Source organism: Xenorhabdus taiwanensis (assembly GCF_036512875.1).
GTDB lineage: Bacteria > Pseudomonadota > Gammaproteobacteria > Enterobacterales > Enterobacteriaceae > Xenorhabdus > Xenorhabdus taiwanensis.
Window position 1 is genome coordinate 3,535,362 of record NZ_AP028978.1, and the last position, 22,657, is coordinate 3,558,018.

Annotated in this window: 19 protein-coding genes and 1 riboswitch; of the genes, 4 read left to right on the forward strand and 15 right to left on the reverse strand. The window is 46.0% G+C overall.

Features of this window, described 5'->3' with window-relative positions; all coding sequences use genetic code 11:
* Positions 1-103: 103 nt before the first annotated feature.
* A riboswitch (FMN riboswitch) is annotated at positions 104-289 on the reverse strand.
* Positions 290-458: 169 nt separating this feature from the next.
* On the forward strand, positions 459-734 hold the full coding sequence (gene ubiK / locus ACE1SE_RS16500) for a ubiquinone biosynthesis accessory factor UbiK (RefSeq protein WP_374051793.1): 276 nt from the start codon (positions 459-461) through the stop codon (positions 732-734).
* Positions 735-821: 87 nt separating this feature from the next.
* On the opposite strand, the gene hldE is transcribed toward ubiK, so the two are convergent.
* The 3 genes from hldE to ACE1SE_RS16515 form a co-directional block, all read right to left on the reverse strand.
* A complete protein-coding gene (gene hldE, locus ACE1SE_RS16505; protein ID WP_374051794.1) occupies positions 822-2,246 on the reverse strand; it encodes a bifunctional D-glycero-beta-D-manno-heptose-7-phosphate kinase/D-glycero-beta-D-manno-heptose 1-phosphate adenylyltransferase HldE in 1,425 nt (474 codons plus the stop codon).
* Positions 2,247-2,335: 89 nt separating this feature from the next.
* The gene (gene glnE / locus ACE1SE_RS16510) at positions 2,336-5,179 is read right to left on the reverse strand and encodes a bifunctional [glutamate--ammonia ligase]-adenylyl-L-tyrosine phosphorylase/[glutamate--ammonia-ligase] adenylyltransferase (protein ID WP_374051795.1); all 2,844 of its coding nucleotides are present in this window, start codon (positions 5,177-5,179) and stop codon (positions 2,336-2,338) included.
* A 35-nt stretch (positions 5,180-5,214) separates the two neighbouring features.
* Positions 5,215-6,168, reverse strand: coding sequence for a CYTH domain-containing protein (locus ACE1SE_RS16515; protein WP_374051796.1), 954 nt, complete (start codon positions 6,166-6,168; stop codon positions 5,215-5,217).
* Between the two features lie 306 nt (positions 6,169-6,474).
* Here ACE1SE_RS16515 and ACE1SE_RS16520 point away from each other — a divergent pair, with 306 nt between their 5' ends.
* Both ACE1SE_RS16520 and ACE1SE_RS16525 read left to right on the forward strand, forming a co-directional pair.
* On the forward strand, positions 6,475-7,095 hold the full coding sequence (locus tag ACE1SE_RS16520) for a TIGR04211 family SH3 domain-containing protein (protein ID WP_374051797.1): 621 nt from the start codon (positions 6,475-6,477) through the stop codon (positions 7,093-7,095).
* A 15-nt stretch (positions 7,096-7,110) separates the two neighbouring features.
* Positions 7,111-8,268, forward strand: coding sequence for a multifunctional CCA addition/repair protein (locus tag ACE1SE_RS16525; protein ID WP_374051798.1), 1,158 nt, complete (start codon positions 7,111-7,113; stop codon positions 8,266-8,268).
* Positions 8,269-8,324: 56 nt separating this feature from the next.
* Here the strand turns inward: ACE1SE_RS16525 and folB are convergent, their stop codons facing one another.
* A complete protein-coding gene (gene folB / locus ACE1SE_RS16530) occupies positions 8,325-8,678 on the reverse strand; it encodes a bifunctional dihydroneopterin aldolase/7,8-dihydroneopterin epimerase (protein WP_374053701.1) in 354 nt (117 codons plus the stop codon).
* A gap of 109 nt (positions 8,679-8,787) precedes the next feature.
* On the opposite strand from folB, the gene plsY reads away from it, so the two are divergent.
* Positions 8,788-9,438 carry a glycerol-3-phosphate 1-O-acyltransferase PlsY gene (gene plsY, locus ACE1SE_RS16535; RefSeq protein WP_374051799.1) on the forward strand — a complete coding sequence of 217 codons (651 nt, stop codon included), beginning with the start codon at positions 8,788-8,790 and terminating at the stop codon, positions 9,436-9,438.
* A 379-nt stretch (positions 9,439-9,817) separates the two neighbouring features.
* Here plsY and ACE1SE_RS16540 read toward each other — a convergent pair whose 3' ends face one another.
* From ACE1SE_RS16540 to ACE1SE_RS16590, 11 genes are all read right to left on the reverse strand, one after another.
* The gene (locus ACE1SE_RS16540) at positions 9,818-11,545 is read right to left on the reverse strand and encodes an ABC-F family ATP-binding cassette domain-containing protein (protein ID WP_374051800.1); all 1,728 of its coding nucleotides are present in this window, start codon (positions 11,543-11,545) and stop codon (positions 9,818-9,820) included.
* 258 nt (positions 11,546-11,803) lie between these two features.
* Positions 11,804-12,709: a SphA family protein gene (locus ACE1SE_RS16545; protein WP_374051801.1), complete on the reverse strand. Its 906-nt coding sequence runs from the start codon at positions 12,707-12,709 to the stop codon at positions 11,804-11,806.
* Positions 12,710-12,768: 59 nt separating this feature from the next.
* A complete protein-coding gene (locus ACE1SE_RS16550; protein WP_374051802.1) occupies positions 12,769-14,370 on the reverse strand; it encodes a phytoene desaturase family protein in 1,602 nt (533 codons plus the stop codon).
* Positions 14,367-15,167 carry a cyclase family protein gene (locus ACE1SE_RS16555; protein WP_374051803.1) on the reverse strand — a complete coding sequence of 267 codons (801 nt, stop codon included), beginning with the start codon at positions 15,165-15,167 and terminating at the stop codon, positions 14,367-14,369. Before ACE1SE_RS16555 ends, ACE1SE_RS16550 begins: the two co-directional genes overlap by 4 nt.
* Positions 15,168-15,207: 40 nt before the next feature.
* Positions 15,208-15,756, reverse strand: coding sequence for a flavin reductase family protein (locus ACE1SE_RS16560; protein WP_374051804.1), 549 nt, complete (start codon positions 15,754-15,756; stop codon positions 15,208-15,210).
* Positions 15,757-15,771: 15 nt separating this feature from the next.
* On the reverse strand, positions 15,772-17,016 hold the full coding sequence (locus ACE1SE_RS16565) for a styrene monooxygenase/indole monooxygenase family protein (protein WP_374051805.1): 1,245 nt from the start codon (positions 17,014-17,016) through the stop codon (positions 15,772-15,774).
* Between the two features lie 38 nt (positions 17,017-17,054).
* Entirely contained in the window at positions 17,055-17,843 is a 789-nt protein-coding gene (locus ACE1SE_RS16570; protein WP_374051806.1) for an SDR family oxidoreductase, read from the reverse strand.
* Positions 17,844-18,097: 254 nt separating this feature from the next.
* Positions 18,098-18,730, reverse strand: coding sequence for a bifunctional 4-hydroxy-2-oxoglutarate aldolase/2-dehydro-3-deoxy-phosphogluconate aldolase (locus tag ACE1SE_RS16575; RefSeq protein ID WP_374051807.1), 633 nt, complete (start codon positions 18,728-18,730; stop codon positions 18,098-18,100).
* On the reverse strand, positions 18,696-19,706 hold the full coding sequence (locus ACE1SE_RS16580; protein WP_374051808.1) for a sugar kinase: 1,011 nt from the start codon (positions 19,704-19,706) through the stop codon (positions 18,696-18,698). The genes ACE1SE_RS16575 and ACE1SE_RS16580 overlap by 35 nt, the downstream gene beginning before the upstream one ends.
* Positions 19,707-19,709: 3 nt before the next feature.
* Positions 19,710-21,131, reverse strand: a complete 1,422-nt coding sequence (gene uxaC, locus ACE1SE_RS16585) for a glucuronate isomerase (RefSeq protein WP_374051809.1) — start codon at positions 21,129-21,131, stop codon at positions 19,710-19,712.
* Between the two features lie 17 nt (positions 21,132-21,148).
* Positions 21,149-22,612, reverse strand: coding sequence for a fructuronate reductase (locus ACE1SE_RS16590; RefSeq protein ID WP_374051810.1), 1,464 nt, complete (start codon positions 22,610-22,612; stop codon positions 21,149-21,151).
* Between the last annotated feature and the right edge of the window lie 45 nt (positions 22,613-22,657).

Consider the following 22,657-nt stretch of genomic DNA (forward strand, 5'->3'; position numbering starts at 1 on the left):
TTAAATGTATGGATTACCAGAATCAGGGCAATTTTGAGGAGTTCGTGCTGCACAAAAATATGGCAACAGAAACAACAGACGAGCGCAAACACTCGATGGATGCTGTTATTCTCTCCCATCCGGACTATCACCGTCGGCTCCAGAATCACACTGGATCTGCTGACCTCTGTTTTATCCCCAAATAACAAAGGGATAATGACAAACAGAGCGCTCGCGGGCTGCATAAAATGATTATTCGACATTTTACCTTACCGCCGGTAGGGACTTTCACCCTGCCCTGAGATAAACAATTTCACTATAGCGCTAATAATCGGCCGGAGCAATCAGCAAAATCAAATATGAAACCTGGCTCTCAATCATTTATGCTTTCATCATAGGGTATTAAAATACTGCCAATACCATTACGCTATAAAACATGCGCTATAAAACACATTTATATTATATAAAGGATAATTATTATGCTTGATCCAAAGAAAATTGAACAAGTAGCCCGCCAACTCCACAACGCCATGCCGAAAGGTGTCAAAGAATTTGGTGATGATGTGGAAAAAAAATTGCGTGCTGTTTTGCAATCCCAGTTGAGCAAGTTGGATCTTGTTAACCGCGAAGAATTTGATGTACAGACACAAGTCTTGTTGCGCACCCGTGAAAAACTGGTGGCAATGGAACAACGCTTGAATGAATTAGAAGCTCGCCTTGAAGAAGCAGACAAGAAGACTCAGCAGACTGAATAATGTGGCAAGAGGAAAGGCTATAAAGACAATTGCGTGAGGTGATATGCCGCTATGCACCAAAAAGCATAACGGCACATGATGCCAAACTTACTGGCTCTTAATGGTTTTAATGATATTGGTTGTGGAAATACCATCTTCGAAGTTTAATACCTTAACCTCGCCACCCGCAGCCCAAACCTCTTCACTACCGGCAATCTCTTCGGGCTTGTAATCACCCCCTTTGACCAAAATATCCGGCAGGATATCCGCGATTAAGCGCTGCGGCGTATCTTCCTCGAATGCCACAACCCAGTCCACAGATTCCAGCGCTGATAACACAGTCATACGTTGTTCCAGCGGATTCACCGGACGGGTTTCCCCTTTCAGGCGCTTAGTGGATGCATCACTATTGACAGCAACGATCAAACGATCCCCCAATTTACGCGCGTTAGACAGGTAAGAAACGTGCCCCGCATGGAGGATATCAAAACAACCATTCGTCATGACAATCCGTTCACCACGCTGGCGCGCCTGTGCAACAGCTTCTGTCAGTTTGGCTTCACTCATTAGGCCAAATCCGGTTTCTGCACGTCCACGCACCGCATTTTCCAGCTCAACCGGCGACACAGTGGACGTTCCTAATTTGCCAACCACCACTCCCGCAGCCGCATTGGCAAGGTAACAGGCTTCGTTTAACGGCTTGCCAGCGGCTAATGCCGTTGCCAATACACCTATCACCGTGTCTCCTGCGCCAGTGACATCAAAAACTTCCTGTGCCTGAGTCGGCAAATGCAGGGGGGGCTGCCCAACCCGCAATAGACTCATGCCTCGTTCAGAACGAGTGATCAACAGCGCTTGCAGCGCCAAATCCTGTACCAGCTTCGTGCCTTTCTGCACTAAATCATCATCATCCTGACAGTGTCCTACAACGGCTTCAAACTCTGACATATTTGGCGTTAGCAATGTTGCACCACGATAGCGGCTGAAATCGCTACCTTTTGGATCGATCAGCACAGGAACATTTGCTTCATTGGCGAGCTTAATCATAGCCTGAATCTGGCTTAGCGCACCTTTAGCGTAATCCGACAGTACTAACGCGCCAATATGAGGCAAAGATTGTTGAATTTTTTCCAACAACGGTTGAGCATCTACATTCTGGAAGCCCTCTTCAAAATCCAGACGCAACAATTGCTGATTACGCGATAAAACACGCAGTTTCGTAATCGTTGGATGAGTTGGGACAGAAACAAAATCACAACGGACTTTCACACTACTGAGTTTCTCACTCAATGCCCGCGCTGCATCATCAATGCCCGTTAAACCAACCAAACGTGAATTCGCCCCCAAAGAAGCAATATTCATGGCTACGTTAGCTGCACCGCCAGGACGCTCTTCGATGGTTTCTACCTTAACCACCGGAACGGGTGCTTCCGGTGAAATGCGGCTGGTTGGCCCGTACCAGTAGCGATCTAACATAACATCGCCAACAACCAAAACACCTGCGCGGTGAAAATCAGGGAGTGTTACTTTCATCCCATGCTCCAAATATCAAAATAAATTGTTGCGGATATTACCATAACCAAACTTAGTGCCAGCAAACTCGCTCAGGAAAAGCAACTTCATCAGCAGCGATACTCTAACCATTTTTGCCAGCTATCACGTACCAATGTTTGCTGCTGGCTGAAATATCCGGCAGAAACTCGGCTGGATAACGCTTGCAACGCTAAATGATGCAATTCATCACGCATGGTAATGTAAGCCTGCGTCAGCGCCATCGCCTCCTGCTCGTCCATAATATTATGCTGCGCCATTAATTCGAAAATTCGCACATTATCAGACCAGCGAGTCAGCCTGATATTTTCTGGTGCATAACGCAGCACCTGATACTGAGCAATAAATTCAATATCCGTGATCCCCCCCGGATCAGCTTTGATATCAAATTGATCTTGCTGATGACTGCCCAGATGCCGATGCATTTTTTCTCGCATCTCACGCACCTGTTGACGCAAAAGATCAGGATCGCGGGGAAGGCATAATGTTTCACGGCGAATGCGTTCAAAATCACGTCGCATTTTCTCATCACCGAAAACCATGCGTGCACGAACTAACGCCTGATGTTCCCAGGTCCACGCTTCATTTTTTTGGTAATCATCAAAGGCTTCAAGGGTACTGACCAACATGCCCGATTCACCGGATGGCCGCAAACGGGCATCAACTTCATACAATACCCCCGACACAGTTCGGGTACTGAACAAATGCAGGATGCGTTGAGTAAGGCGTAAATAAAATTGGCGAGCCTCAATGGAACGGGCACCGTCTGTCATCACTCCCATTGGGCAATCCAGCAAGAACACCAGATCCAAATCAGAGCCATAACCGAGCTCCCAGCCCCCTAATTTGCCATAACCAATAATGGCAAAGCCCAACCCCTGCCGCTGGGATAAATGAGCGGGAGCGCCATAGCGTTTTACCATTTGGTTCCACGCCAGCCTTACAACAGCCTCAATAATGGCCTCCGCCAGATAAGTCAGATGATCACTTACTTTCATCACAGGCAAGACACCCGCAATATCTTCTGCTGCGATCCGCAATAGTTGTGCCTGCTTAAATTGACGTAAAGCCTCTAACAATTGCTCTTCATCATCCTCAGGGAGCCGCAATAAATATTGATAAAGCTCATCACGATAAGCGTCCATCGGCAACGGTTGATACAGCGATTTGGGATCGAGTAGCTCATCCAGCAACAACGGATGACGGGCAAGCTGGCTGGCGATCATTGGAGAAGCAGCACAGAGCCGGATAACATGAATCATGACTTGTTCTGATTCCAGTATCAGCTCCAAATAAGTCGTGCGGCTGACGATACTGAGCAACAGGGAAGTAATCCGCGCCAAAACGATATCGGCATCTTCCCTGGCTGCAATTTTTGCTAACAGGCGTGGCATCAACTGGTCAAGCACATCCCTTCCCCGTGGGCCAATGGTGCGCTTACTGACGTCCTGACGAAAAAGCATCATTACATCAAGCACTTTACGCGCTTTTTCTTTATCAAGATGAGGAATCAATGCGATAAGTTCATCTGTATTCAAAGCTTCCTGCCATAAGCTCTTGAACAGGATATGGCCGGACTCTTCACTATGCTCTTCTTCATCGCCAATCAACTGTTGGAAAATACTTCGCACCGCACCCATTTTGCGTTCGGTTTCTGCCATCAGTTCATCCCAATTGGCAAAATTCATGCCCCAAGAGAGACGGGCACGATCCAACTCATTATCCGGTAAAGTTTGCGTTTGTTGGTCATGAATAGATTGCAGCAGGTTTTCAAGCCGACGTAAAAACAGGTAACTTTCTTTAAGCTGCTTTAACTGTTCCGTTGGCAATAAAGCCAAATCATCGATAGCCTTCAATGTCGGCAACAAAGAACAGGATTGCAAGCTCGGCTCCCTTCCTCCACGGATAAGCTGAAAAACCTGAGTGATAAACTCAATTTCACGAATTCCACCTGCGCCTAATTTAATATTGTCTTTTAATCCTCGACGACGGACTTCCCGCTCAATCATGCCTTTCATATTACGCAAGGCTTGAATTGCACTAAAATCGATATAACGGCGGAAGACAAACGGTCGCAACATCTGACGCAGTTCCTGACAATAAACCTGATCATCATTGCCCAAAATGCGCGCTTTCACCAAAGCATAACGTTCCCAGTCACGCCCTTGCTCCTGATAATAATCTTCCAATGCCGGAAAACTGAACACCAAAGGGCCACTGTCACCAAATGGACGTAATCTCATATCAACACGATAAACAAATCCGTCTATGGTTTGTTGATCCAGTGCCTTAATTAATTTCTGCCCTAATCGGGTAAAGAACTGTGAATTATCCATTTCTCGACGCCCACCCTGAGTTACACCATTTTCTGGATAAGCAAAAATAAGGTCAATGTCAGAGGAAAAATTAAGTTCTCCACCGCCCAATTTTCCCATGCCCAAAATCAGCAGTGGCTGTGCCATTCCATCACTATTGGCAGGCGTTCCCCAATCCTGACAACAACGCTGATAAAGCCAATCACGGGCGGCTATAATCAAGGTTTCAGCCAACGTGCTTAATTGCTGCAATGTCTGTTCTGTCGTACTGCTTTGCAATGCCTGTGACCATGCAATCCTGACCAGTATCCGATGGCGGAAAAGACGTAAACATCGCATCAAACCATTTTCATCATGAACCATCAGCAACGCTTGTTCCAGCCAATAAGAATAATGTTGCCACTCTTCCGGTTGGGGGGGATTTTGGCGAATATCCTCTAGCCATGCAGGATGTGATAACACGTTTTCTGCCACAAACTCACTCAATGACAGCACCGCCTGTTCAGCAGATGAAAAGGGCGTTATTGTTCCCTCTAATGGTGGAAGATTCGCAATGATATGCTGTAATTGTCGGGTTAAAGGTGATGGAAGTGGCCGCATAACTGGTTTTTCCTTATGGCTGTTTTTTTAAGGGATTATCGGGACTGAGCCAGCAACCACTGCATTAATGCCAGCTTACATTGCAACCAAGAAGCGCTATAACACAATGTTTCAGCCTCCGCATTGTTCGTGAATAAAGCCGCCTTTAATTCCAGCAATAAATTCAGGATCGGTAAACGTTCAGTTTGTCTTTCAGTCAACTTTATCATCCACTGCAAAACCTGAGCCAATCCCGCTTTACCTTCTGGCAAACCCACCAGCCATTGTTCTTCTTGCTCCTGCCATTGCGCCAAGATTTCAGGCAAAAGCACAGACAACGGCTGCTGCCATGCCAACGCTTTTGGTACTTTTAGTGATGTCTTATGGGATAAATCAACAAGCGCATATCCCCGTGCCGCCTTACTTTGATTTGCTAAACGCAGGCCATTTTGCGAAGCAAGTCTGTTTGCCAATGACAGAATATCAATGATATTTCCATTTTTTAGTTCCAGTTCAAACTCACAAATAGGTGACGTTTGATCTCCTGAATCTTTATTGCCAGAAAAAATAGTTCCCTGATCCAAGACCACTTCAATTTCGCTTTCGCCGTAGGTCACAAGCCATTTTTCACGGTTAAAGTCGGTACTGAATAATTCAGTCAATTGTGCCTGTAGATAGGCGAGATCGGTATTTTCAGGCCAGATATAGTCGGGAAACAATGTCAGGTCTAATTTAGGTTGGTACAAAGGGATATTGTATTCAGGACGTTGGTGTAACCCGCCTATCACTTTACCTGCGGTTTTGATGGTCATCTCATAGTGCCCGTCAAAACCACGGATACGCAGCCCCATATCCCAACGCCGCAATTGATTATCAGGCGTCTCAAAATAGATATTAGTCAGGTGTTGTGGTGAAGTGTAATCATGAGGAAACTGAAATAATTGTTGGCGAACTGTCGGTATCGCATCAGGCTTCACTGACAGTTTCAATTCTATTTCTACAGAACTCATATTTTTTTATTCCTCAATGGATATTACAGAATTTTTTGCTTAATCCTGTTCACACTTTCTTTCACAGAAGAAAAACTTTTCACAGAAGAGAAAAATAAACCACAATAGGGTGTTATCTCAACAAACATCACATTCACTTCGCCAAAAAAAAACCTCAAAAGGCGTGTATTCGGCCAGTTGATACCGCATTCATTCTGGTTTACTGATTGCACCCACAAACTTAACTCTTTACTATCCTTTGAGTAGTTTAAATTACGATTAGTCCATACTTGATTGATCCATACACAGAGAACAGTTGAGCACAGAATGCAAAAACTACATCGATTATTTATCTTGTTATTGAGTTTCACTCTTCCATTATCCGTACACGCTGAAGAAAAACGCTATGTTTCCGATGAGTTATCAGCTTACATTCATAGCGGCCCAAGCACTAAAAACCGTATCATTGGCTCATTGAGTGCCGGCGAAGAAGTCATATTAGTCAGCCCTAAATCAGATAATGGTTTCCTGCAAATTCAGGATCGCAAAGGACGTACAAGCTGGATACTCGCAAGTGAACTTAGCGCTATTCCAAGCCTGCGTGAACGCCTTCCTGCAATGGAACAAAAGATCAAAACACTGACTGAGAATCTGACCACTATCGATGATAAGTGGAATAAGCATACCGCTGAATTGCAGAACAAAGTGGCAAACAGCGATAAGATCATCAGTGATCTGAAAAAAGAGAATGCCCAGCTCCAGAGTAAATTAACTGTGGCTGAGAAAAAGGTAGAAGTTGCCAATTTGCAGTTAGATGATAAGCAAAGAGAGATCATCTTGCAGTGGTTTGCCTATGGCGGTGGAGTTGCGGGAATTGGCCTGATTCTGGGGCTTATATTGCCACACATTATTCCTCGCCGAAAAAAGAAAGATCGTTGGATGAGCTGATTTAAGGAAACAAGAGTGAAAGTCTATTTGGTTGGCGGCGCCGTTCGCGATCAATTACTGGGTTTGCCCATTACCGAACGCGACTGGGTTGTCGTTGGCAGCAAGCCAGAGGAACTACTGTCTCAGGGATATCAACAAGTTGGGAAAGATTTTCCTGTTTTCCTGCACCCTAAAACCCATGAAGAGTATGCGTTGGCACGTACTGAAAGGAAATCAGGTCAGGGATATACCGGTTTTACCTGTTATGCCGCCCCCGAGGTGACGCTGGAAGAAGATCTGCTGCGTCGTGATTTAACGATCAACGCTATTGCACAAACTCGTGAAGGTGAATTAATCGATCCTCATCATGGTGCAAATGATCTCAAAAATCGTATCTTGCGCCATGTTTCCCCTGCGTTTGCAGAAGATCCATTACGTGTGCTGCGTTTGGCTCGTTTTGCTGCTCGCTTTGCCCATCTGGGTTTTTCAATTGCAACAGAGACGCGAGTACTCATTACAAAAATGGTCGCAGGTGGTGAATTGTCCTCATTAACTCCTGAACGTATTTGGCGAGAAACTGAAAAGGCACTCACTTCACAATCACCACAAGTCTACTTTCAGGTTCTGCGTGATTGTGGAGCATTGGCTGTACTCTTTCCTGAGATTGATAACCTGTTTGGCATCTCCCTGCTTGCATATGATAAGGGGCTTCATTCATTGCGAGTTTTGCAAATATCCACCCAATTGAGCGAAGAGATAGACATTCGCTTCGCTTCACTATGTAGCCATATCGAAATGATGCCACTAAAACAAATGTGCGAACGACTACGCATTCCCAACTCGGCACGCGACTTAGCCACGATTGTGACGCAATATCACAATTGGGTCCATACCGTAGAACAATTACCGCCAGAAACCTTGCTGAGCTTGTTTAATGCCGTAGATGCCTGGCGCAAACCACAACGCATTGAACAACTGATTACCTGTAGCGAAGCAGACAATCGTGGATACGCAGGCACAGAAACTTCATCCTATCCACAAGCTGATTATTTACGTAAAGTGTTTGCTATTGCCAACCAAGTCAGCGTCCAGGAAGTGATTGCACGTGGATTTCAGGGTGCCAAGATTCGCACAGAATTGGAACGTCAACGACACATTGCCATCGCAGACTGGAAACAGCAATCGATTGATTAAGTTTATCTATCAATTTAGCGTCCCAACCTATTAATTAAATGGGGACGCTTTTTCAATTAGCTCGCACTTCGCTCAATCACTACACCTACGCTTTTTGCGTGTGCAACCGCACCTGGTTTACTGACCTTAACTTTTACCCAAGGAGAATGAAATTGGTTCAGCAAGATGCCTGCCACTTCTTCCGCAACCCGTTCGACCAGCGCAAAACGTTGGCCTGACACATGATCAATAATGGCCTCACTCACCTTGGCATAATCCAGACAGTGTTCAACATTGTCACTGGAAGAAGCTAGTTTGTTGTTCCATCCCATTTCGATATCGAACACTAATTTCTGTTTAATTGTTTGTTCCCAGTCATAAACACCAATAGTGGTAATTACGGTTAATTCTTCAATAAATACGATATCCATCACGACCTTTTCCCCATTTTTCGGTTCGTCAGATACCACTTCCGACGAAATGTGCGTATTATCCATTGTTAGACTTAAGAAAACGACCCTTATTCATTGGAGATATCTTATGAGTGCAATCGCGCTTGGCATGATCATCTTCGCGTACTTATGTGGCTCTATATCCAGCGCGATATTGATCTGCCGCTTGGCAGGGCTTCCCGATCCCCGTCAGCATGGTTCCGGCAACCCTGGGGCAACAAATGTACTGCGCATTGGTGGTAAATGGGCTGCATTGGCAGTGCTGGTTTGCGATGTCCTGAAAGGACTAATACCGGTTTGGCTGGCATACAAACTCAACGTTACCCCGTTTTATTTAGGTATTACCGCCATTGCTGCCTGTCTGGGGCATATTTATCCCATCTTCTTTCATTTCAAGGGAGGGAAAGGTGTTGCAACCGCTTTCGGTGCCATTGCTGCCATCGGTTGGGATCTAATGGGATTGATCGCGGGGACATGGATACTGACAGTGCTGCTAAGCGGCTATTCCTCATTGGGCGCCATCGTCAGTGCATTAATTGCACCTTTCTACGTCTGGTGGTTCAAACCTGAATTCACTTTTCCCGTTGCCATGCTGTCATGTCTGGTACTTGTGCGTCATCACGATAATATTCAACGCCTGTGGCGAGGGCAGGAAAGCCGCATCTGGCAGAAATTGAAAAAGAAACAGGAAATGACCGATAAAGAGAAAACTCAAGCAATTAAAGAGCAAGAGGACTAACGTGGAGAAAGCCGATGATAGATCAGGACGAAGATGAATCTGAGCTAAAAAAATGAATAACCAAAACCAATAGCACGCCCACGATTTTCCGCACTACATCGCCGTTGATGATGGCTAATGGGTTGGTCACTCAGACAACCTAAAAGATGCAATGAGTTAAGCGTGGCCGGCGTATTTTGTTTGCCACGTAAAGCGCTCCTGCGTTAATCGTGGCAATTTTTGATGAAAGGATGGATCTGTTGGCGCACCTTACAGACCGACTAATTTGATAAGGTTGCTATTATCGCTGATTTCCTGACTGTCAATGATAGGGGATTTTATAGCATGGCACATCAATGATGAAGCGCCCCACATTAGGAACGCGGTCAATCATATGAATTCATCCTAGCATTTCATAAAGCTTCTTGATTTCTTTTCTCCAGCTCTCCTGATTTTTCGGCTTCTGGTGCTTCGGTTTCCTTGCCAAATCCTGCGCCAGATTTTGCTCCAATACCACAATACGTTGCAGGATCTCTTCCTCATCGGCTAATACTTCCGACCCATCAAGGGCGCTTTCCTGATCCTTAACTACTGCTTTTTGATCAGGGATCATTTTTTCATTCAGAAACTGATAATACCCCTCACTGGATGTGATTTCTTCCAGTTTGCCATTTTTAATCAACCAAAAACGATTGGCGACGTTATCGATAAACGCCCTATCATGCGAAGTGATTAATATTGTCATCTCGTTATTAATTAATTCATTCTCCAATTCCATTTTGCCAAAAATATCCAGATGGTTTGTTGGCTCATCGAGAATGAGGAAATTGTGCTTATTTAATTTCAAGATCAAAAACATTAATCGGGAACGTTCGCCACCACTTAATCGCCCCACCAGTTGGTTAAAATCAGCATATTTAAAGCCTGCCGCAATCAGTTGCTGTTTACAGGTGATATCATCAATATTCGGCGTGTTATTTCTGACTGCATCGAAGATCGATTCGTTTAGCGGAATTTTTTCCAATTCCTGATCGAGATAACCCAGATTACACTGTGGGGAGAAGGTATTTGTGGCCTTGTTATAGTCCTCAACCAGCGTATGAATCAGGGTAGATTTCCCCACGCCATTATCACCTAATAAGGCGATTCTATCTCCGGGGCGGATATATAAGCCATTAATTGAAAATAAAGGATTAAACTGTCCATCCTGGTGATAGTCAATCCATCTTTCCCCAATTTGCAACATATTTTTCGATTTGATCGAGTCGGCATCCAACGATAATCGATAAGTTTCCCCTTCAGTTATTTTAGTTTTACTCTTTTCAAGTTTTTCCACCCGTTTTTCCATCGATTTGGCTTTTCTGGCAAATTTTTCGTTATCGTAGATTTTTCCCCATAATGCCAAACGCTTGGCACTCTCCTGTATGCGCTGAATATTCTTTTCTTCCGCTTTCAAACGCAAAGCATCCGCTTCATCTTTTTCTTGCAAAGCAGTAAATGCCTGGCTAAATGGCAGGGAAAAAGCCGTCAATTGTAGGTCACGCAAGAAAATCGTCTGGTTGGTGACGTTATCCAGAAAATTTCGGTCGTGGGAAACGATAATAAACGCGCTCTTTAGACTTTTATTAAAGTAATCCTCGAAAAATCTCAGGGTATTAGCATCCAAATGGTTACTGGGTTCGTCAAATAAAATAATATCGGGTTCTACAATCGCACTCATGGCAAACATCAATTTTGTTTTTTGCCCACCACTGAGATCAGCAACTTTTGTATTAAAATCAGCATCCTGAAAACCAAAATCATAAAGCATGGATACTGCTTTATAATCACCATATTCATCTATTTGTTTTACTTTCTGAGAGATAGATTCAAACAAGGTCATCTCAAGCAATGCGTCGTCAATAAACTGAGATACCATCTCCAATCTCAAACCATTAGCATATTCGATGACCCCATCATCCGGCTTTTCAATACCTGCCAGTAGTTTAAGTAAATGGGTTTTTCCCGTGCCGTTATAGCCAACTAAAGCAATTTTGTCGTTTTCTTTAATCGTTATGGAGAGATGATTAAATAATGGCTTTGAATTAATACTAAAGTTAACTTTATTACAATGAATCAGCGTTGACATTTTTATGTCCCCATCGTAAGACCTTTATTAATCTCAGAATATTGATTGTTTCCAGTCAAAACTTATATATTCAAAGAAAAGTCAGGTCAAGTTTTCATCATAATAAATGAAGGGATAACTGCGAATTTTTTGTATTTTAATGTAATTATTTATTCGAGTAACTAATTTATAAAAATAAACACTACTCATATTATTGAGCAGCGTTTATTTTTATTTGTAACCACGTTATTTACTCTCCCGCTATAAATAGGTATATCCTTAAAATGGAATGGCCGCTTTTAAGAAAATTTGAGAACCCGATGGGCGATTACTGACGACAAAGTCTTTTTGCCACTTCAAAGTAACCAACCAGCCTTTATCATTGGCATAGCGAATGGAAGGACCAAAACCCACCGCCCTTGCTTTACCCTGTGCAGAATTTGACCCATTATCATGAATGACCTGCTGAAAAGCATAGCCGCCAACGCCCGCGACAAAACCGTTACCAAATCCCCAACCCAGTGCATAATCTGCATGAAGTGCCTGGCCGGAAGTTGTTTTGGTGCCCTTGTTACGGAAGTTGACATCATACATCACTTTTAAATCTGCATTGATACCGTTAACAGGGAAATAACTGATCGCCCAAACAGGCTGGGCTGTCCAATAGTTTTTTCCCAGACTGGCAAGATCATTGCGGTCATAGTGGCCTGTCGGCGCGTTAATATTCAAGCCAATAACATAAGCCAAATCTGGCGCGGGATGGTAACCCAGGGCGGGGCCAAAGGTAATATCCCCTATCCCTTTGCTGTTGTCATGTTTGCCAGCCGCGTTAGCGATGACATCCAATAATGGCACGATAGCATGATAAGCCAGTTGGCCGCCAAAGACCTGCTTTTCAGTCACCCAAACCAACCGAGGGGCAAGGACGTTCACATTGACTTTAAAGCCAGGGACAGGGATCAAATCGCCGTGATTTCCCCTCAGCTTGTTATAGTGAATATTGCCACCATAAAACAGGGCATGAACACCTGCTGGCGGTAAAGCACCGGACAAATAATTATCCAGACCATCAGGATAAGCGCCAACACCACCTTCTGTTGCCATAGCGGAATGACTTACCATAGCCCAAAAACCTGACAGTGATAAAACCGCTGCATAAAAGAGCCGTCTGAATTTTGACGTCATATAATCCTCCTCTCTGTAAGAGATGAATTGATAAAAAATGAAATGATTGGCTACCTTAATCAGCGTCGCGCAAGTCGGCGGGCGACAAGATAGCCGGAAGTCCCACTTAATCCGGGACCCGGATGGGTTGAAGCCCCAATGTGAAACACGTTATTGACAGGTGTTTGATTCGCCTTTGCACCTTGCGCAGGAGCAAACGGACGTAGCCAGAAAAATTGATCAGGTGAACACATACCTGAATAGGGATCGCCCCCTGATAAATTACAGTTCAATGCCTGTAAATCCGCCGGAGAATAGGCTTTACGGCCAACAATTGAGGATGAAAAACCCGGCATCACCGTTTCCAGACGAGCCTGTACCCGATCCGCAACTGCTTCGCGGATAACCTCATTCCATTTGCCATCTGCGGGAACAGGAATTTCTCCCGCCGCATCGCCTTTTAGCTGCGTCGGCAACTCCTGCATTTGAATCCACAAAATCCAACCGTCCTTTGGGGCACGGGAAGGATCAAGAACGGTTGGCTGCCCTATCGCAAGTGTCGGATGGCTTGGCAGATAACCATTGTTGGCCTGTGTCACGGACAAACAGATTTGTTCCATACTCTCCGTTAAATGGACAAGTGGGACACGGCACAATTCAGGCTCACACCACGGTGGTGGCGCGTTCAAGGCAAAATGAACCTGCATTCCCCCGCGCCCATAACGATAGTTCCGCGCCCGTTGCAGGAGCGTATCGGGAACCTTATCCAGCAAGTGACCATAAAGCTGTTGGGGTGTCACATTGCAGACCACTGCCTCGCTGGCGTGATAAACCTGTCCTGCAACCATAACACCAGAAGCTCGGCGCTTTTTCCCCTGTCCTTGGGTGATGATACGGTCAACGTTAGCATGAGTGATAATCTGGCCGCCGTGTTGCTCAATGATCCCTGTTAGCGCTTCTACAATGCGCAGACTGCCACCTTTTACCACTGGCATCCCACCGGCAACCACAGCAGCAAAAGTAAGCTTACCTATCAGAGCGGAGCTGGCATCATCCGGTCCCAATCCCGTATGCAATACCCACGGCGCCAGCAGAGCGCGGCTGAAATCAGACTGTAACTCACGTTCAGCCCAGCGCCGGAAAGTTTCCAGCGAACTGCCGACAAACTCACTCAATCCATCAATACCGCGTTGGCGCCATTCAGAAAACAGCAATTTGAGTATCCCGAAACCATAGGGATTTTGCCCTAATAAGCCAAAGATCAGCGCGGCATCATCATGGAGGATTTGCTGTGCCATGCGAATCAATGTCTCTCCGTCACCCATTGCAATTTCATCAAGCCGCACGGCTGAGGCCAGAATATCCCGCTTTAAGGCAATTCCCTTGCCATTAGGTTGGATCAACCCCGTTGAATAATCGCTTTGCAGAAATTCCAAACCTGCCTTTTCCAGCGCAGGTTTGAGTTCCTGATAGGCTGGACTGCCCAAAAACAGCGGATACCAGCAAGAGAGCACATCATGGGTATAACCGGAAAAAAGTTCTTCCGTGCGAATACAGCCGCCAGGTACTGCATTGCGCTCCAGTACCAGGACTGATTTACCCCATGTTGCCAACAAAGCGGCACATACCAACGAGTTGATGCCACTGCCGACAATGATCACTTGTGGTCTGGGAGCTGTCATGGTATCGCTCCAGAGAAAGATTCAACTAATGCCAGAACACGCAGCGGACTTCCCGAACCGCCGTCAATCTTGAGGGGAGCTGCAATAATGACCACACCCGTGGGGGGCAATAAATCGAGATTTTTCAGGCACTGCAAGCCATATTTATTCGCCCCGTGCATCAACGTATGACAGGGATATGCCACTGGCCAGCCATAAGATTGGCCCGCATCCGTATTAATGGTTTCTACCCCGAAGCCGCGAATATCCCGCTCATGGATCAACCATTCCACCGCTTCCTGACTGGGTCCTGGCGTGTGGGCACCATCATCATGCATATTGAGAAAACGTGCCGGATCGTCCGCCCGTTTTGACCAATCTGTCCTGAACAGCAACCATGCACCGGCAGGAATATGACCATGCTGTTCCTCCCAGGACTGTAAAAACTCAACCGTCAATATCCAGTCTGGATCCTGTGCCACCTGCTGACTAGCATCCACCACCACAGCAGGCGCGACAAAATTATCCAAAGGAATGGTATCGACACTGTTATCCGGGTGATCTTTACCGCTTACCCAATGTACCGGCGCATCAAAATGCGTTCCGGTATGCTCACCACAACTAAAATTGTTCCAGTACCAACCCGGACCATGTTCGTCATAGTGAGAAATGCGCTCCATATTGAATGCCCAAACTTGTCCAAATTGTTCAGGCAACTGCAAGGTCGGAAAATCCGGCGTCAATGTCTGCGTAAGGTCGATAATTTTCACACTGCCCTGATTTAACGCCGTGACAAACGCATTTAACGGACTATTCATTAATCATGTTCTCCTGAATGTTTGCCAACAGAATCATTTTTCATATTCCGTGAACATCATGCAGACCGGTAAACATGCCGCCATGAAAAACCAATGGCTTACCTTCAATACTGGCAATTCGTTTGACCTGACCAATCACCAGCAAGTGATCGCCAAGATGCGTTTGCTGGTGATTGGCACAAACCAGTGTCGCTATCGCTCCGCCAATCGAAGGAATACCTTCTGGCGTTTCCTGCACCGGAATATCCTGAAATTTATTTTCTACCCGCGAACTGGCAAAACGCAGGGCCAGTTCCTGATGATCATAACTCAGGACGCTGATGGTGAAATATTCGCAATCACGGAACACAGACAGATTAGGTGAATGATTAACCAAACTCCAGAGCACCAAAGGCGGTTCCAGTGAAAGTGAAGCAAATGAGTTGATGGTCAATCCGACATTACGCCCCTCAGCAGTGCGAGTCGCAACAATGGCAACCCCTGTCGGATATTTGCCCAAAAGCGCGCGCAAGGCTTTCGTTTCAAACTCGGTTGCACCCCATTCACTATCAAACAGCGGCATTTGGTTATTCTGGGCAGTTACGCTCATGTTTATTTCCTCCATTTATGCCCGAATTTCTTCAATCATCTGTGAATGGATGTATTCTTCACAAGCATGGGCATTTTCCCACCATGGGAACAGTACCGGAGGATGGTTGAACGCATTGGCAATTGTGCTGGCGAGTGTCGGTAAACGTTGGGCTGCCCCTAATAATTCCAGAACGTGTGGCTTTGGTGGGATAAGAAGGCTGTTTGTCCATTCCACAACGTAATGACCATATTTCCAGAATTGTTCAAACGTGTCGTTCATCCATTCAGCCGTAAACGGTTGGTCGCCACGGGCAAGAATGGCTTCGTAATAGACTTTACAGGCTTTTGTTGCATTATTTGAACCTTGCCCAGTCAGCGGATCATTCGTAACCACGGCATCCCCCAGACCAAAAACCTGGCGACCAGAAGGCAAAGTCAGCACGGGCTTACGCACTACTGGTGCAAAACGTCCCGCCAGAATGCCATTTTCATCGGTCAGCTCTACATGCTTACAACGTTCAGACTCCCACGGCAGAAAAGTTTTGAGGATCTGCTTGCTATAGGCCAGATGTTCCTGTGGTGTTCTGGCCTCTTGCCAGCCATCCATTACGCCACCCGGAATACCTTCAAAAACCATGATGTCGCAGGGACCATTTAGTGTCAGGGCAGGAAAAACGAAATATTCCCCTACACCCGGGATCAGGTTAAAAGAAACACGGGAATATTCAGGCGTTGGCAACATACCATTCACATAGGTCAATGCCAGTGCGCGCCGCGGGGTATCATATGGTGAGCGTGAAGCATCGCGTTCCAGCAATTTTACAATCTCCCCTTTTCCTCCCGCCAGAATGACCAGTTCATGATTGGCAGACAGACGTTCCAGTTCGGCAACCCCCACATCGCTAATTTCCAGATTACCGCCATGAGAAACAAATAATTCCAACCAAAATGGCATCTTAATGCGTTGATCGACAGCTTGCGCATATTTATCAAGCCGTGCACTCCATTCAATGGCCTTGTCATTGGGAATTTCGGGATGTGGCACGGTGAAACCAATTCCTTCAACGGGCGGGCATTGCGTTTCCCACTGATTCAAACCCAAATCACGTTCAAACTGCAAAGAAGAATCGAACATACACTGACTCGACAGAACCCGACCATGGCGAACATCATCAGGCGTGCGGTTGGTGGCCACAGTGACTTGATAGCCCTTGTCAAGCAGACCAAGGGCCAGAGGCAGTCCAGCCTGACCACCTCCGACGATAGCGATACGACGCATAGTATTTTCCTCTTTTGTTTTGGATGGCGGAACTGAACCTATTCCGCCAACCGTGGAATAGCGGGTTTCGCCTGTTCAGGTCCCATTGCTGAATAACCACCATCAACGGCATAATCCGCACCAGTTACAAAACTCGCTAAATCTGATAGGAGAAATGCCACGACCTGCGCAATTTCTTCGGGATCACCGACACGACCAAGCAGGTGATAATCTGCGGCAACGTTATTGGCTTTCTGTCGCTTTCCTTGGGTTAATTCATCCATAACCCGTGACCAGGTCCACCCTGGTGAAACAGAATTAACGCGGATGTGGTCAGCGGCATATTCCATTGCCATACTGCGGGTGATTTGCAGCAACGCGGCTTTTGAAGCGGGATATAACCAGCGGCCTGTCTGGGCAATTGAGGAAGAAATGCTGGTGAAGTTAACAATGGCACCGCCTCCCGCAGCAATGAGGTAAGGCCGGACAAATTGAGCGGTTCGAACAGCACTGATCACATTAATATTCAAGGCAGTCAGCCATGTTTCACGGCCAGCATCGGCACCATTATCCAAATAAGTGGCTGCAAGGTTGATGAGGTAGTCCAAACGGTTATAACAAGCAACAACCTCATGTATTGCCTGAGAAAGTTGTTTGTCGTCAGTGATATCGACATGCCAGAAACGGATCAATTCCGGTTGCAGGCTGGCCGCTTTCTTCCCGCCTGCCTGATCAATATCAAAAATCGCGACCTTAACCCCATATTCACTCAATATCCTGGCAACGGTTACCCCAATTTTGGTTGCTCCACCGGTGACAATAGCGACTTTATTATTTAAGCCCTGCATAAGGGTTCCCCTTTTGTCATATGCTCACCAGAGTGATTAATCATGAAGGGGTATCATTACGTGAAATAGGGAGATGCAAGTAGCCGCTATATGCAGAAAAGATCCATTCAGTGCAGATTTAACATCTTACCCGCCCCAAAATGCGGGTGAGAGAATACGAAAAGGGGAATAAAGATAAAAGGTTATTGCAAGGAGTGTATGGACTACTACAACCATAGATGGTGTCACTAAGGCATACAAAACCTCATACCCCATTACAGCAAGCCCACCAACTCCACCGCCTCCCTCACCAATTGACCAACCTTTTTCCACTCCTTATCTCGGATCAACTGTGGGCTGACCATCCATGAACCACCACATGCCACAATTTGTGGGATAGCAAGATAATTGCGAATGTTCTCAACACTGATCCCACCGGTTGGCATGACCTTTAACGGTGGGTACGGGGCAAGTAGCGCTTTAATCATCGCAATCCCACCCGAGGGTTCAGCCGGGAAGAATTTGACAAAATCGATGCCTAATTCCAGCGCCTGTTCAATTGTGCTGGCATTATTCACGCCGGGAATGATAGGGATCCCAATTTGCTGGCACGCCTGTACGGTGTTTGGGTTAAGCCCTGGTGAGACAACAAACTCTGCCCCTGCTACTTTTGCCTGATGAACCTGTTCACGACGAAGCACGGTGCCAGCCCCGATCAGCATATCTGGCCGTTCAGCTTTCAGCAGGCTAATCGCTTCGGCAGCACTCTCGGTACGAAACGTGATTTCAGCTACAGGCAAACCGTTGTCTGCTAATGCGTGACCAAGAGGAATAATATCGCTGGCCTCTTCAATAGCTATCACAGGCACAATTTTAATCTGACGCAGACGTGCTATCATCTCTTGCATTTTCATCCTCTCCAATTTCGTTCGAATTAAAAAAACGCGCGATAACCCCTTGTGTCGCGGCTTGCGGAACAATCGCACCTTTATGCTGGATCACAACCCCTGCGAGCTGATGCCCCATTAATGCTGAATCATGAACAGATTTCCCATTTAACAACCCCGCGATAAAACCCGCATTAAATGCATCGCCCGCCGAAGTGGTATCAACGACAGGTGTCACAAGTTGAGTTTTAATATGTAGTGTGGCATCGCAGCCGCTTAAGTCACGATAAAAACAGCCCCGTTCACCCGCTTTGATAATGGCTTGTTGAACCCCCATTCTTTTCAGGCGATGAAAACTTTCCTCAGTTGACATATCTCCCCAGAGACTCGCTTCATCATCGTCAGTGACTAACGCAATATCCGTGATGGCATACATTTGCTGATAACACTCACGGGCTTGAGCTTCGTTTTCCCATAAGGCCGGACGATAATTACTGTCAAAGAAAATCATCTTCCCTTCATAAGATAACTGTTTCAAATCACTGAGCAGCCGTTGGCGATCATTTTCCGGCAAAATCGCCAGACTGATCCCGCTGAGACAGAGTACATCCATGTCCTGCAATCGCTGGCGCACTATGGGGTAATCAGGATGACGCAAGAGATAACGCGCCGCCGAGTCGTTGCGCCAGTACAGAAATGTGCGCTCACCTTTTTCATCAAGTTGGATCAGGTATAAACCAGGCTGATGCACGTTATCACGCAACACTAACGCAGTATCAATGCCCTCTTGCTGCCAGCGTGAGATCATACCTTCGCTCAAGGCGTCCGTTCCCATCACCGTGACAAAATGGACATCAAGCATATCGCCGCCAGAGCGAGCCAGATAAACCGCGCTATTGAGCACATCACCGCCATAGCTTTGTGTCATGGCACCAAATGGGATGCCATTTAGCTCGATCATACCTTCGCCAATCAGGGCAATTTTCCGTATCTGCATTCTTTAATCCTTCACGGCCTGAAAATAACGTTCAGCATTATTGAAGCAGATATCCTGAACTATCTGCCCCAGCATTTTTTCATCATGGGGGATTTCACCATTTTCGACCCATTTCCCCAGCATATTACAGAGAATGCGCCGAAAATATTCATGACGGGTATAGGATAAGAAACTGCGTGAATCTGTCAGCATACCGATAAACTGGCTTAATAAACCTAATTGGGAGAGTTGCTCTAATTGACGCTGCATACCGTCTTTTTGATCGTTAAACCACCAGCCCGATCCAAATTGGATCTTACCCCTAATACTTCTCCCATCCTGAAAGTTGCCCGTCATAGTTGCGATCACTTCATTGTCACGGGGATTTAAGCAATAGAGAATAGTCTTCGGTAATTCATCGGTTTTATCCATCTCATCCAGCAAGCGAGATAATGGGTAAGCGATAGGATTATCGCCAATGGAATCAAAGCCGCTGTCTGAGCCTAACAGATTAAACATACGCGTGTTGTTATTGCGTAAGGCACCAATATGCAACTGCATGACCCAGCCGCGTTTTGCATACTGCTTACCTAACCAAACCAGCACTGCTGTTGTGAATTGTGCTATTTCTAATTCACTGAGTGATTGCCCTTGCCTGCGCTTTTGCAAAACAATATCTAACACTTTTTCATCAGGTATCGGCGCATAACGCAATTGTTCAATACTATGATCCGATGCCACACAACCGTGATCCTGAAAGTGTTCAAGGCGACGCTCTAATGCCTGCAATAAATCAGCAAAACGCCCGATAGCGACATCTGCGACTTCTCCTAATCGTTCGAGATAGTCACAAAAACCCGGTAATTCAATTTTGAAAACTTTGTCCGGCCGCCAGCTTGGTAACACTTTGATGGTGAAATCTTTATCTTTGGCGATCTGTTGATGATATTCGAGAGAATCAATGGGATCATCCGTTGTTCCTGCCATTCGTACCTGCATTTGCTGCATAATGCCACGGGCAGAAAATTCACGTTGAGAGAGTTTTTCGTTCGCCTCATGCCAGATAGCCTCTGCGGTGTCAGGTTCAAATAATTTTCCGCTAATGCCAAATGGACGCCGCAATTCCAGATGTGTCCAGTGATAAAGTGGATTACCGATCGTCAAAGGAACCGTTTTCGCCCAGGCGAGGTATTTTTGGTAGTCACTGCTTTCAGTACCAGTAATCAGAGCCTCTTCAATCCCTGCCGCACGCATCGCCCGCCATTTATAATGATCACCCTGCAACCAAATTTGACCAAGATTGGGGAAACGGCGGTTTTGCGCAATCTCTTTTGGATTAAGATGACAATGATAATCATAAATCGGCATCAACGCTGCGTAATCATGATAAAGGCGACGGGCCACGTCATTATTTAACAGGAAATCTTCACACATAAAGGTTTTCATTATGTTTTCCTCTATGCTCAAAGAGCCGCAACCGCTTGGCGGGCACCAATGTTTAGTAAGTTTTGGTAGGCTTTGGTAACGTTATCGACAAACTCACGGTTTTTGACTAATTTTTTACCGAAGATCGATTCAATTGCCAGTAGCGCTTCTACCATATCAACAGAATGACCATATTTCGTATAAATCGCTGCAAAGGTCTCTTTTAATGGATCACGCACATCAATCGGTTGGCCTTGTTCATCCACACCACTGATATAACGCATCCAACCCGCTACACCGAGCGCTAAATGGCGATAATCACTTCCCCGCACAAGGTGCCATTCAATGGAATCAAGCAGGCGCTGGGGCAATTTCTGGCTGCCATCCATCGCAATTTGCCATGTCTGGTGTTTTAACGCTGGATTAGTGAACCGTTCGATCAATTTATCCGCATAGGCCATTAAATCGATATTTTCTGGCATCGACAGGGTTGGAGCTTGTTCATTCAGCATCAGTGCGTACACTGCCCGACGATAATCGACATTTGTCATTGTATCGGAGATATGGGCATAACCGCCCAAATAACCCAGATAGGCCAGAAAGGAATGAGCACCATTTAACATACGCAATTTCATCATTTCAAATGGCGCTACATCGTCCACAAATTGTGCTCCGGCCAGGTCCCAATCTGGACGCCCATTGACAAAGTTATCTTCAATCACCCATTGACGGAAAGGTTCGCAGGCAATAGCGCAGGGATCTTCAACGCCCAGCCGTTGGGCAATTTCAGTTAAGGTTTCTGGTGTGGCTGCCGGCACAATACGATCCACCATCGTGCAGGGAAACGTTACCTGGCTTTCTATCCATTGTGCCAATTTTTCGTCCTGCAAACGCGCCAGACTCAATACGGCCTCACGGGCGACATGCCCATTTTCCCGCACGTTATCGCACGACAAAATCGTCACCGCAGGCAGGCTTCGTTCAAAACGCAATTTTAATGCCGCAGTGATATAGCCGATAGCTGATCTTGGCACGGCGGGATTAGCAATATCTTTAATAATCAAAATATTATTTGGATCTAAACGCCCTGTTGCAGCATCGGTACAATAGCCTTTTTCGGTGATGGTCAAAGAGATGATTGCAACATCAGGGTGCGCCATTTTTTCGATAATCGCCTGAACACCATCAATTAATGGGTGCATCCCCTCTTTCATCGAGCCAATAATTTTTAATCTGATTTCTTCCTGCCCTTTTTCTGCGACGGTATAGCGCATGGACTGTTTTTTCAGATTTTCAATCAGTGAAGCATCATTTAGCATCAGGTTAACTTCACAGAATCCCCAATCACTGTCTGTCTGTTCTAATACATGATGTGTATAAAGCGCCTGATGTGCCCGATGAAATGCACCGCAACCTAAATGCACCATACGGGAAGTCAGGCGTTCGGTTGTCCAGTGAGGGCATGGAACAGAGGTTATCGCACTGACAAGATTTTTTTCCATAATGGACTCACAAATCAGCGGGAGTGAGTGACATTCATTCACTAC